Below are 813 nucleotides of genomic sequence, written 5' to 3'. Positions count from 1 at the left end.
TCACATTCATAATCATATTAGATAAAAAGATACTATCTTTATCAAAGCTTTTTAAGTTATATTCTAGTTTTAAATATCTTTTTTGTATAGTTTGCATTAAAGTTGAAAGATTGTATAAACTTAAACTTTCTAATATATTTATAAGTTCTATCTTACTTAAAGTATTAAAATCATTTAACAAGCTAAGATAATTACTTATAATAGAAGAAGAATTGATATTGTGAAATATAATTTTATTTTTTATATCTTCTTTAATAAAAAATTGATTATTTTTTATATAAAAATAATCTTTAAGATGATGATTGCTTAATATTTGATTATAAAAACTTAAAAGACTTTCTTTACTATTTAAGTCTATAAAATTTAAAAATATATTTTCTTTTAATAATACTTCTTGTAATTGTTTTAAGTTTTTAAAAGCTTGATTTATACTAGAAGTATTTTTTAAAGCATAAATGATATTATCATCTTTAGAAATTGTTCTATTTGTATTATATTGCAATAAAGGATTTTTATAAAGTGTATCACTATTGATTAAGATATTGATATGAAAAGATTCTTTTATATCAATATGTTTTTTAATATGTAAAAATTCTAAAATATTTAAAAAAGCATTAGGTATATAAAATTGATCTAAACTAAGTTGTAAAAAATGATTCATATTATGCATAGAAAAAATATCATTATCTTTAATCAAATCATCTTTATTTAGATTAAATAACATAACCCCACCAAAACCCAATAAGCTTAGATTTTTTAAATTCTCTAAAGCTTTTCTTTTTTCTAAATCAATTTGAAGTATTTTTTGCATTG

At 17.7% G+C, this 813-nt stretch carries 1 protein-coding gene; it reads right to left on the bottom strand.

Annotation, left to right across the window (positions count from 1 at the left end):
• On the bottom strand, nucleotides 1-813 hold an 813-nt coding region (locus CAMP5053_RS08220; RefSeq protein ID WP_337217642.1), incomplete at both ends, for a hypothetical protein.

Origin of the sequence: Campylobacter sp. S4:11, from assembly GCF_024723695.1 — a bacterium.
Classification (GTDB): domain Bacteria; phylum Campylobacterota; class Campylobacteria; order Campylobacterales; family Campylobacteraceae; genus Campylobacter_D; species Campylobacter_D jejuni_C.
This window is presented reverse-complemented; position numbering and strand designations above follow the sequence as displayed.